Below are 12,793 nucleotides of genomic sequence, written 5' to 3'. Positions count from 1 at the left end.
CTCCGAAAAAATGAACTTAACGTTCTTCTAGCATTTTTACGATCTGGTTGGCTACCACTTTTGCACTTTGGTCGTCAGTACGAACTGTGTAGTCCGCCACTTCTTCGTATAGTGCGTTGCGAGATACAGCTAGATCTTCTAGCACATCACGCGGGTTGTCTGTTTGAAGTAGAGGGCGTTTCTTGTCGCGGTTTGTGCGAGCAAGTTGCTTTTCAATTGTTGTCTCTAGGTATACAACAATGCCTCGTGCAGATAGACGGTTACGGTTTTCTTTGCTCATCACTGAACCACCGCCTGTCGCTAGAACAATACCTTGCTCTTCAGTCAGATCGTTGATTACAGATTCTTCGCGCTTACGGAAACCTTCTTCGCCCTCAACATCAAAAACCCATGCGATGTCTGCGCCAGTGCGCTCTTCAATCACAGTGTCAGAGTCTAGAAACTCCATATGAAGTTGGGAAGCTAGGTGTCTACCAATTGTACTTTTGCCGGCGCCCATTGGGCCAACAAGAAAAATATTGCGTTTCTCAGCCATGTTTTTAGCAGTAATTTACAACGTTAATTCAATGACATCGCCACAAGGTAGGTCAGTACAAGTACTGAAATTAAAAGGCCCGTGGCACCGATTCCTCACAGATAATTCGTGATAAGACCCGAAATTATCAAGGTTAGGTGCCACTAATGCAACTTTATTTTTAATCTAATTGTACGTTACTGAATCACAACTTTAGGTGTAACAAAGATAAGCAGTTCACTTTTACCCACATTTTCGTAGCTGCGACGGAACAATGCACCCAATAAAGGAAGGTCTCCCAACAGAGGAACTTTATCGACTGTACTACTGACACTGTGTTGAAATATTCCACCAAGAACGACGGTTTCACCATTATTAACAAGCACTTGCGTACCTATCCTTTGGGTATCTATCGCGACCGCTTCCCCGGTTCCAGTTTTCACCACTTGCCCAGGCCTATCTTGAGTCACACTCAAATCCAGAACCAAGCGATTGTCTGGTGTGATTTGAGGGGTAACTTTCAAACTCAACACAGCTTTCTTAAATGCGACGGACGTTGCACCACTCGAAGAGGACTCTAAGTAAGGAATTTCAGTACCTTGCTCAATGTAAGCCGGCTTTTTATTTGTGGTAATTAAGCGTGGGCTAGAGATGATCTCCGCCTTAGACTCTTGTTGCAGTGCAGATAGCTCAAGATCGAGCAGCGTATCTGAGCCAAGCTTGGCCACCTGAAAGGCAATGCTCGATGCATTTGGCGATGTCGCAGCCAAATTCACGTTAAGGTAGTCATCAATCACGCTGCTGCCACCATCGTCGTCATAAGGTGTAATGGCTGAAGGGTGATTACCCTCGATAGAACCACCAACCGTGAAGCTTCCGTTGGTCGATGAAACGCCCCAGCGCACGCCGAGTTCATCAAGGTTACCTTCGGTGACGGTAACAATGCGCGCCTCTATCTGCACTTGCTTCACTGGAATATCTAACGACTCAATAATGCCGCGTATTACCGCAATGTTCTCTTCCAGCTCGCGAATCAGCAGAGAGTTCGTGCGTTCATCTATGGTAATCGAGCCACGATCAGACAACATGCTCACCGCCCCTTCACCGCCAATCATGTCGGCAATGTCGGTGGCTTTGGCAAAGTTAATCTTAATGATTTCTGACTTAAGCTCTCCAAGCTCCTCTTCTAGGCGTGATTTTTCGAGCGCTTGCTGTTCTCTAAGATCCAGTTCAGCTTTGGGAGCGACCAAGATAACGTTGCCATCGACGCGCTTATCTAAGCCTTTAACTTGCAAGATAATGTCGAGAACTTGCTGCCAAGGGACGCCATCCAAGCGTAATGTCAGATTACCCGCGACCGAGTCGGATACCACCAAGTTGAACTCATTGTAGTCAGCAATCAACTGCAGCACATTTCGAACTGGGATATCTTGGAAGTTAATCGATATCAGTTTGCCCTCTTTCTCAAGTACGCTTTTCTCTGTCGCCACTTCTTCAATCGTGGGCTTGCTGATCACCACCTCGATGAAGCGCCCCTTAAGGTCATATTCGTATTGGTAGTCATTGCTGATGGTCGCCAGTAACCTTGTGCTTGGCGCCTCTTTGTATACTTCAATCCCCTCAACCAAAGTCGCGAAATCTTTAACGTCCAAAAGGTAGAGCTTGTCATCATCCACTTCTGTATTGATGAGTTCGATGCTCAAGCCTTCTTGTGCCCGCTGAACATCAACCACCGCGCTGCTGGTTGCTAGCTCAATGATAATGACGGCGTCTTTATCCTTGTTAACTCTAAAATCAATATTCTCTAATTTATTGGGCGAGCCCTCTGCGTAGCCGAAGACGCTAAAAACCAACATCACAGACACAGCAAAACCTTGTAGAGCTTTGCTCACTAATCCACTTATTCCTTTATTCATATTTACATCTCATATCCACATCATGTGACATTGGTTTATTTCAGAGCCAGCCTAACGTTGCGCTTATGCCAACAACCTAAGCCATCTGGAAGAGTCTCATTAATCAGAACGTACTGGCTCGTTACCTTAGTAACTCGGCCATTGTTTAAGCCGATAAACTGGCCTTTTTTCACATTGACGACATTACCCTTGGGGGTTTGTACAAGCCCAAACACGCTGGAGCCGCTGCCCATCACTCCTTTTAAGCGCAATTTACTCAATGGGTATTTCTCCAACTTGCCGTTGCGTGCACGAGCACCAGGCTGCCAACAATCTTTCTTAACCAACGGCTGGTTTTGCACAATCGCTTCTTTAGGCAGTTCAAAGGGAGGACGAAAAGTACGCCGTTGATAGGTAGCCGCCGAAAACTCAGTTGCTGGGACAAGTTGCTCGACCTCCTTTCTCGCCTTAGCTTCTACCTGTATAACAAAGTCTTCTAATGAGTCTTGATTGGCTTTGCAGCCCGACAACGCAAGCAGCAATACGATTGAGTAAAACGTGCTATTGGGTTTCATCATTGACCTCCGATTTAAACTGGTAGGTATAAGCTCGAACCCTAAAGTGCAGAGTGCTGCTTTCTTGGCTGACTCGCTGCCAATTCACATCATCAAAGCTGATTATTCGTGGAAGCTTGGCGATAGCTGCAGAGAAGTCGCCTATCTCGTGGTAATCACCAGTCAGCTCGATATTAAGAGGTAAGCGGTATAAGAAGGCTTTGTTCTGTTTTTCACCCCAGTCGATTCGGGTAAAAGTTAGTGAGTTATCTAAGCCAAGCTCATTGACTGATGCCAACATGCTCGCCAACTCCTTTTGTACAGGCAGCTGTTCTAACAGGTAATCGTAGCGGCTGGTGAGTTCATCCAACTGCCCCTGAAGCTTAGGTAAAGCAGCAACCTTATTGGCTTTGATACGCAGTGTTGCTTTCAAGGTCTGCTCTTGCTGCTTCATCTGTTGTAGCTCATCATCCAAGGGCAGAATATAGAACCAGGTTCCCAGACCTTGAATGAGCGCCACTAGCAATAGAATCACCAATAACTGAGGCAACAATGGCCACTCGGTGATCTCATCGATATCAAGCTCTTGCAGGCTCATCATGCTTTGAAGGCTAGCCATGGTTAGCCCCCTTATCCTTTCGATGTGCAGTTGTGCTTTCTAATGACACAGGGCTGAACACGAAAGACACCTTGAAGGTCTGAAATTCTTTATTGAAGCGCTTACGGTTATGGACAATAGAGTGCATCTCGACTCCTTTGAGGGATTCAGAGCGTTCTAAGTTATCCAGCATGGTGGCGAGACGAGCGGTACTGTCACTGATGCCCGCCATTTCAATCTCTTGACCGTTCATCTTTATCTTGTCGACATACACGCCCTCAGGAATCAGCTCCGGCATCAAGTTCATAAAGTCGGTGGTTTTATTACGGCCGAGCTGCAAAGATTCCACCACATCAAGTCGAGTCAAAATGGCTTTGTGCTCTTGCTCTGCAATTTTTAGCGATTGAATCTGACGGTCGAGGTCAGCAATGTATTGATTGAGATAATTAAGACGAGCTTGCTGTTTGGCTTGTTGATCATGGAAATAATTACCGACCGCCCACTGCCCTGCGCCAGCCACTATCACACCAAGGATAACTAAATGAATAAAACGCTTTCGGTGCTGAGCACGAATCTCATCACGCCAAGGTAGCAGGTTAATTTGATGCAACATGCTTCTCTCCCTGCCATTTAAGTCCGCTCATCGCCATACCCGCAGCAATACCAAAATGTTGCCAATCCATTTGCAGGCGGCGCTTCCGGGCGACCTTATTCTCAAACAGGGATAAAGGATCCAATGATTCACAGCTCAACTGAAAATGTCGTTCCAGCTCTTCGGCCACCATTGGCGTACTGGCACCCTCGCCCATTAACCAAATACCTGAAATAGGTTGGTGAGCATTCACCGAGGAATAGAGCTGCAACTGACGTTTGAGCTTTTCAATCAAGTTAACGATAAATTGATGAGTGTCCTGAGCACTACCAAACGCAGTCTCGATATCATTGGGGTTTTCGATACTGCAAAGGTCTTGCGTACCAAAAGCGATGTCTTTATAGAAAGGGGCTGCTCCGTGAGGAATGATGCCCAGCGAGGTTTGATCAACGCCAATGTCCACCAACAGCCAATTACTTTTCTCTGGGTACAAGCGTGAGGCAAGCTGCCAAACATGAAGCAAGCCATGCGCCTGCGTATCAACGACAACAGGTTTAAAGCCAGCCTTGGTTAATGCCTCTGCTCGGCTATCGACCACTTCTTTACGAGTAGCATAAACCTGATAACTGCTCGTCGAACCTTTACCAAATCGTTTGTCTTCCAGCTTCACAAAATCTAAACTCAGCTCCTCGATGGGAAAAGGAGATTGATGGGCGAAGGTTTGGTAGATCGAAAACTCTTTCTCTCTGTCTTCGAGTTCACTCTCAATTTGCAGTACCTTGCTGATCACCGTGTTATCAGGTACCGAAATGGCGACGTTACGACAGCCGAAAGGCAGCCCTTTCCTAAGTTCTTTGAGTTTCTTAACAGTTTTCTGATACTCCAAAGTATGGTTAGCTGTAAAAATGTCGTCCGAAATCGGCAGCTCTTTGTATCCCACTAGGGCGTACAATTCCCCCACGGGTTTTAGCACCACAGCTTTGATGCTGTGGTGATTTATATCTATACCTGTAATTAATGATGAACCCATGTGACCTAGCTCCTGAAGTGCCAAGCATTTCGTTGATTATCTAGGGGTTGTGATTATTAGTTAAATAAGCGTTAATAAACGAAAGCTAGTTTTTTAGCCTAGAGTACAAGGGTTTGCTGCTTATCAGCCTTAACTAATCAGGGATTATCCGGTGAAGTTCATAAAGCGATTATTCATATTTACATTGATTTGCATGATTCTTGGAGTCAGTACAATTTTTGGGTTTTATTACTACGTAAAACCAGAGTTGCCTGATGTTGCCACTTTGCGCGACGTAGAACTCCAAACACCGATGCAGGTCTTCAGCCAAGACGGTAAATTGATCTCTCAATTTGGTGAAAAGCGTCGTATTCCAGTGACTTATGACGAGATCCCTCGCCACTTAGTTGAGGCTTTGATTGCCACCGAAGATAGCCGTTTCTACGAGCACCCTGGTATTGACCCAATCGGTATTACTCGTGCAGCGATCGTGGTTGCTATGTCGGGTTCTGCAAAACAAGGGGCGAGTACCATTACTCAGCAGCTTGCGCGTAACTTCTTCTTATCCAATGAGAAAAAGATCATGCGTAAGATTAAAGAGATCTTCATTGCGATCCATATTGAGCAACTGCTTAGCAAAGAAGAGATCATGGAGCTGTACGTAAACAAGATCTTCCTTGGTCACCGTTCGTATGGTTTCGGCGCTGCAGCACGCGTTTACTTTGGTAAAGATCTTCCGGATCTAACCCTGAGTGAACTAGCGACCCTAGCAGGTATGCCAAAAGCACCTTCAACCATGAACCCTATCTACTCTATTGAACGCGCGACCAACCGTCGTAACGTTGTATTACGTCGTATGCTCGACGAGAAATACATCACTCAAGCCGAGTTTGATGAAGCAAGCAATGAACAGCTTGTATCAAAGTACCACGGTGCAGAGATCGAACTGAGCGCACCATACGTGGCAGAAGTGGCACGTGCTTGGATGGTTGAACGCTACGGTGAAGACGCTTACACCTCTGGTATGAAAGTCTACACAACCGTTGATTCGAAGCTGCAAAAAGCGGCAAACCAAGCCGCGATTAAGAACCTGCTTGGCTACGATGAGCGTCACGGCTACCGCGGTGCTGAAAAAGTCTTATGGCAAACCGCTCAATCGGCTTGGGACCACGACAAGATCGTGAAACACCTTAAATCTCAACCAACCTACGGTGACCTAGTTCCTGCAGTAGTGACTGCTGTTGATTCGAAAAGCGCTCAAGTATGGGTGAAGAATCAAGGCGAAGGCACGATCGAATGGCAAGGTATGAACTGGGCTCGTAAGTTCCTAACAGACGACCGTCAAGGCCCTGCTCCATCTCAAGCAAAAGAGATTCTTGCGGTTGGCGAACAAGTTTGGGTTCGTCATGAAGCGATCACAGGTGACGAAGTCTCTGAGGAAGCAACAGAAGAGTCAGCAACTGCAGAATCTGATACTCCGGTAGTTTGGCGCCTAAGCCAAGTGCCGAATGCCAACACTGCATTCGTAGCAATGAATCCGAACAACGGCGCTGTGTTGTCGATGGTTGGTGGCTTTAACTTCGTACACAACAAATTCAACCGTGCGACGCAATCTATTCGTCAAGTGGGTTCTGGTATCAAGCCTTTCATTTACTCAGCAGCGATTGAGAAAGGTTTAACACTGGCTTCTCTTATCAACGATGCGCCAATCAACCAATGGGATAAGAGCCAAGGTACGGCATGGCGACCAAAGAACTCGCCACCAACTTACGTCGGCCCTACTCGTCTACGTATTGGCTTAGCTCAATCGAAAAACGTAATGGCGGTACGTGTACTGCGTGAAGTAGGCTTAGATGACACTCGTAACTACCTAACTCGCTTTGGTTTTGATATCGATGAAGTGCCTCGTTCTGAAACTATTGCGCTAGGTGCTGGTAGCTTAACGCCAATGAAAGTAGCGCAAGGTTACTCAGTATTCGCTAACGGTGGTTACTACGTTGAACCTTTCTACATCAGCCGCGTTGAGACTCCATTTGGCGAGACTGAGTTTGAAGCAACACCAAAAGTTGTCTGTAAAGAAGATTGCAAACAAACCATCACCACCGATCCAATGGCGGATGAGTTTGCCGAGCAAGATGTGGATGCGAAAGTTCAATACGCTCCTCAAGTTATCTCTGAGCAGAACGCATTCCTAGTTCGTGAAATGATGTACAGCAACATCTGGGGCGGCGGTGATTGGAGTGCTGGTACAGGTTGGAACGGTACAGGTTGGCGAGCTCAACCACTGAAACGTCGTGATATTGGCGGCAAAACAGGTACGACTAATGACTCGAAAGATACTTGGTACAGCGGCTACGGCCCAGGCATGGTTGCAACGGTATGGGTTGGCTTTGATAACCACAACCGTAACCTAGGTCGTACTAAAGCGAACTCTAACCTTGGTAAGAACCAGATTACTGGTGCGGAAGCCGGTGCTAAGACAGCAGAACCAGCATGGGTAGACTTCATGGGTACTGCACTGGCAGGTGTTCCAGCGCAACGCAAAGAGATTCCAGAAAATATCGTTCGCGTTCGTATTGACCGTGATACCGGCTTACTGACCAACAAGTACGATAGCTCATCAATGTTTGAGTACTTCGAGAAAGGTACAGAGCCAACTGAGTACATCACTGAGCGTTTCAATGATGATATCTACTCCACCTCTTCAGGTGAAACGGTAGAAGAACTGTTCTAGGTAGTTTTTTGAACCTAGTAACATGAAAAATAAAAAGGGTTGATATGAATTCATATCAACCCTTTTTTGTGTCTGCTATGCAGAGATGAAGCTAAACGACCTTTTCCAACTGAGTGCGAATCGTCTCCGCCAGTTGCTCAAAGCGCCCTTTCAATGGAGAGCCCGGACGGTACGCAACCACGATACGACGTGAAGGCGTTGGGTTGACCGCAGGCACGTAGCACACACCATCTTTCTGCTTTTCTTTTGGTACTGATAATTGAGGCAGCAAGGTAATCCCCGCGCCTGCCGCGACCATGTTACGCAGCGTCTCTAAGCTGGTCGCCTTAAAGCGCTCATCATCTTTTGCTCCCGCAGCAAAACAGAACCCTAGGGCTTGGTCTCTTAAACAGTGACCGTCACCAAGTGCTAAGACTGTCTGTCCATTGAGTTGAAGCATATCTACCGTGTCCTGCTGAGCCCACTCATGGTCACACGGAACCGCGACACTTAATGGCTCGTCATACACATCAATCTCTTTGAACACCGCCGTTTCATCAACCGCAGCCAGTACCAAGCAGTCAAGCTTGCCATCTTCCAATTGACTCACTAATTGATGAGTTTGCGCCTCATGCAGGTACAGCTCTAGTTCTGGAAAGCTCTCTTTCAGGTGAGGAACAATCTTAGGCAGGATGTAAGGACCCACGGTTGGAATGAAACCAATGTGCATTGGTCCGGTCATCGCTTCACCGTGTCCACTCGCCATATCCTTAAAAGTTTTCACTTCGTTGAGAATACGCTTGGCTTGTTCAACAAGTTGTAACCCTGATTCTGTAAATATGACCTTCCTTGGACTACGCTCGGTTAACTGAAGTCCGATTTCATCTTCTAGTTTGCGTATTTGACCGCTTAGTGTTGGCTGACTGACAAAGCACGCTTCTGCCGCTTTTCGGAAGTGTTTGTGCTCTGCGAGCGCCACCAAGTATTCAAAGTCACGAATGTTCATGATCAGTCTCTTACCTCAGGTTTAATAAGAACAAGGGTTTTCATAGCAACATTTAAAAGAAAAATGCTCTTGATAGAATTTACCTATCAAAACCATAACATCAAACGATTAGAGCTATCAAAGAATTTATCTAATAATGGGCTCAACAAAACGAAACAGAGCAACGAAAAACGTTAAGCTCTAATAGAACAAAATTAAAATATCATTTAAGGAAATCAATATGTTTGCATCTAAAGAAGGTCAATCAATCCCTCAAGTAACATTCCCGACTCGCCAAGGTGATGCATGGGTTAACGTAACGACTGAAGAGCTATTCAAAGACAAAACAGTTATCGTATTCAGCCTACCAGGCGCGTTTACTCCAACTTGTTCGTCAAGCCACCTTCCTCGTTACAACGAACTACATTCTGTGTTCAAAGAGAACGGTGTTGATGACATCCTTTGTGTTTCTGTAAACGATACGTTCGTAATGAACGCATGGAAAGCAGACCAAGAAGCAGAAAACATCACATTCATCCCAGATGGTAACGGTGATTTCACAGACGGCATGGGTATGCTAGTTGAGAAAAACGACATCGGCTTCGGCAAACGCTCATGGCGCTACAGCATGCTGGTTAAGAACGGCGTGGTAGAAAAAATGTTCATCGAAGAAGACGTACCAGGCGACCCGTTCAAGGTTTCTGATGCAGACACTATGCTGAACTACATTGCTCCAGAGCACAAAGAGCAAGAGTCAATCACAGTATTCACTAAGCCAGGCTGTCCTTTCTGTATGAAAGCGAAACAGAACCTAATCGACAAAGGTCTAAACTACGAAGAAGTAGTACTAGGTAAAGACGCTACAACAGTAAGCCTACGTGCAATCTCTGGTCGCACAACGGTTCCTCAAGTATTCATCGGTGGTAAACACATCGGTGGTAGCGAAGAACTAGAAGCTTTCCTAGGCTAATCACTGCCAAAAGGCTAACCCACTCACTTGTGGGTTAGCTAACCCTATCGGGTTGAATCAAGCTTGTGGCTCGCATTAACCACAGTCACAAGCTAAACCTAATAAAACAGAATCACAAAACAGACCCGTTATCCTGACTCTCAAAAAATCACCAGAGTTGGAGGGGTTCGTTCAAACTAAATTCAGCTATTGCGAGAAAATTATTATGAAACAAGTCAATGTAGATGTAGCAGTTATCGGGGGCGGTACGGCAGGTCTAGGTTCTTACCGCGCTGCAAAAGCACACACTGACAGTGTCGTGATGATTGAAGGCGGTCCTTACGGTACAACCTGTGCTCGCGTTGGTTGTATGCCATCTAAACTGCTTATTGCAGCTGCAGAAAGCGTACACCAAATCGAGAAAGCTCCGGCTTTTGGCGTTCACCCACAAGGCGATATCGTGATTAACGGCCGTGAAGTGATGGAACGAGTGAAGTTTGAACGTGACCGTTTTGTTGGTTTTGTTTTAGAAGGCGTTGATGAAATCCCAGAGCAAGACAAGATCTCTGGTTACGCAAAATTCTTAGACGACAACACGCTACAAATTGATGACCACACGGTTGTGACCGCTAAGCGTATTGTTATCGCGACAGGTTCGCGCCCTGCATACCCTGCCGTTTGGAATGAACTTGGCGACCGCCTAATCATTAACGACGATGTATTCAGCTGGGATGACTTACCAGAATCTGTTGCTGTATTTGGCCCTGGCGTTATTGGCCTTGAGCTTGGTCAGTCACTGCACCGCTTAGGTGTGAAGACCAAACTGTTCGGTTTAGGTGGTCAAGTTGGCCCAGTAACCGACCCAGAAATCATGGCTTACGCAGACAGAGCCTTCAATGAAGAGTTCTACCTAGATGCCGACGTGAAAATCGAAAGCATGAAGCGTATCACCACTGAAGCGGGTGAGGCTCGCGTCGAAATCCAATTCATCAATAAGCAAGGTGAGCTAGAAACTAACGTCGTTGAGTACGTACTGGCAGCAACAGGTCGTCGTCCAAACACAGATAAACTTGGCCTAGAGAATACCTCTCTAGAGCTTGATGAGCGTGGTGTTCCAATCGCTGACCACTACACGCTACAAACATCATTGCCATCAGTATTCATTGCGGGTGATGCAAGCAACCAACTGCCCCTGCTACATGAAGCAGCAGACCAAGCACGCATTGCAGGTGACAACGCAGGTCGCTTCCCTGAGATTCGTGCTGGTTTACGCCGCTCTAAAATCTCAGCGGTATTCTCTGACCCGCAAATCGCGATGGTTGGTGAAACGTACAAAGAGATCACGACCCGATTAGGCACATGTGGTTGTTTCGCGACGGGTGAAGTGTCTTTCGAGAACCAAGGTCGTTCACGAGTGATGTTACGTAACAAAGGTATTCTGCACGTTTACGGCGAGCAAGGTACAGGTCGCTTCCTTGGTGCTGAGATGATGGGACCAAACGCAGAACATTTGGCTCACTTATTAGCATGGGCACACCAAAACAAGATGACGGTTTCTGAAATGCTAGATATGCCGTTCTACCACCCAGTAATCGAAGAAGGTGTACGAACAGCGCTTCGTGACCTGAATGCGAAACTGCACCTAGGTCCAGAGATGGTGAAACACTGTCTAGACTGTGGTCCTGGTTGTTAATCTCAGTGGGTTGAGACAGAACACATAGATGAGATACTAAAAAGGAAAGCCATTGGCTTTCCTTTTTGTTTTTGGCTAAACGCATCAACGAGTCAAAATTTACCTCGTCATTCCAGAACCGAGGGACGAGGTATCTGGAATCTCTTATCACACATAAATAGAGATTCCCGATTACGCTCCTTCGTCACTTTCGGGAATGACGGTAATTTTCCTATACCGTAAATTCGAAGCTAATCAGTATAACGGTACTTTTCAAAACGTATCTAAGTTGAATCCAACCCAAGTGACATCAGTTAAACCAAAACTCAGCCCGTCATTCCAGAACCGAGGGACGAGGTATCTGGAATCTCTTGAGGTCGTTACTTATCGCTAAATACGAGAGAATTACTTCTCAGCAGCAATCACAGAGATCTCAACAAGTAGTGCTTCACGAGCCATGTCGCCAGTCACACATGCGCGAGCAGGAGCATGACCTTCTGGAACCCATGCATCCCAAACTGCGTTCATTTCTTGGAAATCTTTCATGTCTTTCAAGTAAATGGTTGCTGACAGCATGTGCTCTTTGTCGCTGCCTGCTTGCTCAAGTAACGCTTCTACTTTATCTAGCATCGTCTGTGTTTGCTCTGTAATGCCTTTTGTTGCATCCGCACAAACTTGGCCACATAGGTAGATAGTACCGTTGTGTTTAACAATACGGCTCATGCGTTGCTTGGTTTCTTGGCGCTCAATCATCGATCTTCTCTCTCTATGTCACCGTGATCCAATATCTTGTGACGTGGTATTATCAGGGCAACAAGCATAACGCGAATCAAGCCCAAGATGACATGTCTTCATTGCAATAAAAATGAAAAAATCTTCAACAAACTCGGTCGCTGCCAACGTTGTATGAATCAGCTCACTGTGTTGTCGATATTGAGTTGGGGAGTATGGTGGCTGTTTTTCCGGGAAGATCCGAAAACCATCAACGCCATCGCTTTGATAATGGCGGCTTTCGCGTTTAGTGGCTTATTGTCGCTGCATTGGATAATGAAGTTTGTGGTGCTGCCTTTAAGGAACAAAAAGCGTTAGCAGAAGTGTTTGTTGGATAGGCGACAATAGTTAGATACTAAGTTCAATTATCGAGCTCTTACCTTTCGCCAAACGGCAGATAGAAAAAAGCCCCAAAACCAATCGGTTTTGGGGCTTTCTTAGAAAATTCTAAGAAAAAGCAGTGGTACTTTAATAGACCGGGCTTTTCTTAGTTTGTTCCCAAAAAAGATCGGATTTTTGATCTTTTTTTTAGGGACCATAA

12 protein-coding genes are annotated in these 12,793 nt (G+C 46.1%); 4 read left to right on the top strand and 8 right to left on the bottom strand.

Features of this window, described 5'->3' with window-relative positions:
• Positions 1–16: 16 nt before the first annotated feature.
• The 6 genes from aroK to pilM form a co-directional block, all read right to left on the bottom strand.
• Entirely contained in the window at positions 17–535 is a 519-nt protein-coding gene (gene aroK, locus F0251_RS11475; protein ID WP_004737165.1) for a shikimate kinase AroK, read from the bottom strand.
• Between the two features lie 176 nt (positions 536–711).
• The gene (locus F0251_RS11470; RefSeq protein ID WP_061033623.1) at positions 712–2,430 is read right to left on the bottom strand and encodes a type IV pilus secretin PilQ; all 1,719 of its coding nucleotides are present in this window, start codon (positions 2,428–2,430) and stop codon (positions 712–714) included.
• 35 nt (positions 2,431–2,465) lie between these two features.
• Positions 2,466–2,984 (bottom strand): pilus assembly protein PilP, encoded by a 519-nt coding sequence (locus tag F0251_RS11465; protein WP_061033622.1) that lies wholly within the window; start codon positions 2,982–2,984, stop codon positions 2,466–2,468.
• Positions 2,971–3,582, bottom strand: a complete 612-nt coding sequence (locus tag F0251_RS11460) for a type 4a pilus biogenesis protein PilO (protein WP_061033621.1) — start codon at positions 3,580–3,582, stop codon at positions 2,971–2,973. Before F0251_RS11460 ends, F0251_RS11465 begins: the two co-directional genes overlap by 14 nt.
• Entirely contained in the window at positions 3,575–4,174 is a 600-nt protein-coding gene (locus F0251_RS11455; RefSeq protein ID WP_171731016.1) for a PilN domain-containing protein, read from the bottom strand. Before F0251_RS11455 ends, F0251_RS11460 begins: the two co-directional genes overlap by 8 nt.
• Positions 4,158–5,183, bottom strand: coding sequence for a type IV pilus assembly protein PilM (gene pilM / locus F0251_RS11450; RefSeq protein ID WP_171731015.1), 1,026 nt, complete (start codon positions 5,181–5,183; stop codon positions 4,158–4,160). Before pilM ends, F0251_RS11455 begins: the two co-directional genes overlap by 17 nt.
• 151 nt (positions 5,184–5,334) lie before the next feature.
• Between pilM and F0251_RS11445 the strand changes: the two genes are divergently transcribed.
• Complete coding sequence (locus F0251_RS11445) at positions 5,335–7,896, top strand: penicillin-binding protein 1A (RefSeq protein WP_061033618.1); 2,562 nt, start codon at positions 5,335–5,337, stop codon at positions 7,894–7,896.
• 91 nt (positions 7,897–7,987) lie between these two features.
• Here the strand turns inward: F0251_RS11445 and oxyR are convergent, their stop codons facing one another.
• Positions 7,988–8,881, bottom strand: coding sequence for a DNA-binding transcriptional regulator OxyR (oxyR, locus tag F0251_RS11440; RefSeq protein ID WP_004737158.1), 894 nt, complete (start codon positions 8,879–8,881; stop codon positions 7,988–7,990).
• Between the two features lie 220 nt (positions 8,882–9,101).
• On the opposite strand from oxyR, the gene F0251_RS11435 reads away from it, so the two are divergent.
• Both F0251_RS11435 and F0251_RS11430 read left to right on the top strand, forming a co-directional pair.
• Positions 9,102–9,830 (top strand): glutathione peroxidase, encoded by a 729-nt coding sequence (locus tag F0251_RS11435; protein ID WP_004737157.1) that lies wholly within the window; start codon positions 9,102–9,104, stop codon positions 9,828–9,830.
• A gap of 205 nt (positions 9,831–10,035) precedes the next feature.
• The gene (locus F0251_RS11430) at positions 10,036–11,502 is read left to right on the top strand and encodes a dihydrolipoyl dehydrogenase (RefSeq protein ID WP_171731014.1); all 1,467 of its coding nucleotides are present in this window, start codon (positions 10,036–10,038) and stop codon (positions 11,500–11,502) included.
• Between the two features lie 384 nt (positions 11,503–11,886).
• Here F0251_RS11430 and F0251_RS11425 read toward each other — a convergent pair whose 3' ends face one another.
• Positions 11,887–12,234, bottom strand: coding sequence for a RidA family protein (locus F0251_RS11425; protein ID WP_004737155.1), 348 nt, complete (start codon positions 12,232–12,234; stop codon positions 11,887–11,889).
• 87 nt (positions 12,235–12,321) lie between these two features.
• Here F0251_RS11425 and F0251_RS11420 point away from each other — a divergent pair, with 87 nt between their 5' ends.
• A complete protein-coding gene (locus F0251_RS11420) occupies positions 12,322–12,570 on the top strand; it encodes a DUF3624 domain-containing protein (protein WP_105057654.1) in 249 nt (82 codons plus the stop codon).
• Positions 12,571–12,793 lie beyond the last annotated feature (223 nt).

The organism is Vibrio sp. 070316B, from assembly GCF_013114115.1.
GTDB lineage: Bacteria > Pseudomonadota > Gammaproteobacteria > Enterobacterales > Vibrionaceae > Vibrio > Vibrio chagasii_B.
The sequence above is the reverse complement of the archived record's forward strand: the minus strand, read 5'-3'. Positions and strand labels throughout refer to the sequence as shown.

Excerpts from the sequence above, each read along its gene's own strand:
- aroK (WP_004737165.1), bottom strand. The coding sequence starts at position 535 with ATGGCTGAGAAACGCAATATTTTTCTTGTTGGCCCAATGGGCGCCGGC.
- F0251_RS11470 (WP_061033623.1), bottom strand. The coding sequence starts at position 2,430 with ATGAATAAAGGAATAAGTGGATTAGTGAGCAAAGCTCTACAAGGTTTT.
- F0251_RS11465 (WP_061033622.1), bottom strand. The coding sequence starts at position 2,984 with ATGAAACCCAATAGCACGTTTTACTCAATCGTATTGCTGCTTGCGTTG.
- F0251_RS11460 (WP_061033621.1), bottom strand. The coding sequence starts at position 3,582 with ATGGCTAGCCTTCAAAGCATGATGAGCCTGCAAGAGCTTGATATCGAT.
- F0251_RS11455 (WP_171731016.1), bottom strand. The coding sequence starts at position 4,174 with ATGTTGCATCAAATTAACCTGCTACCTTGGCGTGATGAGATTCGTGCT.
- pilM (WP_171731015.1), bottom strand. The coding sequence starts at position 5,183 with ATGGGTTCATCATTAATTACAGGTATAGATATAAATCACCACAGCATC.
- oxyR (WP_004737158.1), bottom strand. The coding sequence starts at position 8,881 with ATGAACATTCGTGACTTTGAATACTTGGTGGCGCTCGCAGAGCACAAA.
- F0251_RS11435 (WP_004737157.1), top strand. The coding sequence starts at position 9,102 with ATGTTTGCATCTAAAGAAGGTCAATCAATCCCTCAAGTAACATTCCCG.
- F0251_RS11430 (WP_171731014.1), top strand. The coding sequence starts at position 10,036 with ATGAAACAAGTCAATGTAGATGTAGCAGTTATCGGGGGCGGTACGGCA.
- F0251_RS11425 (WP_004737155.1), bottom strand. The coding sequence starts at position 12,234 with ATGATTGAGCGCCAAGAAACCAAGCAACGCATGAGCCGTATTGTTAAA.
- F0251_RS11420 (WP_105057654.1), top strand. The coding sequence starts at position 12,322 with ATGACATGTCTTCATTGCAATAAAAATGAAAAAATCTTCAACAAACTC.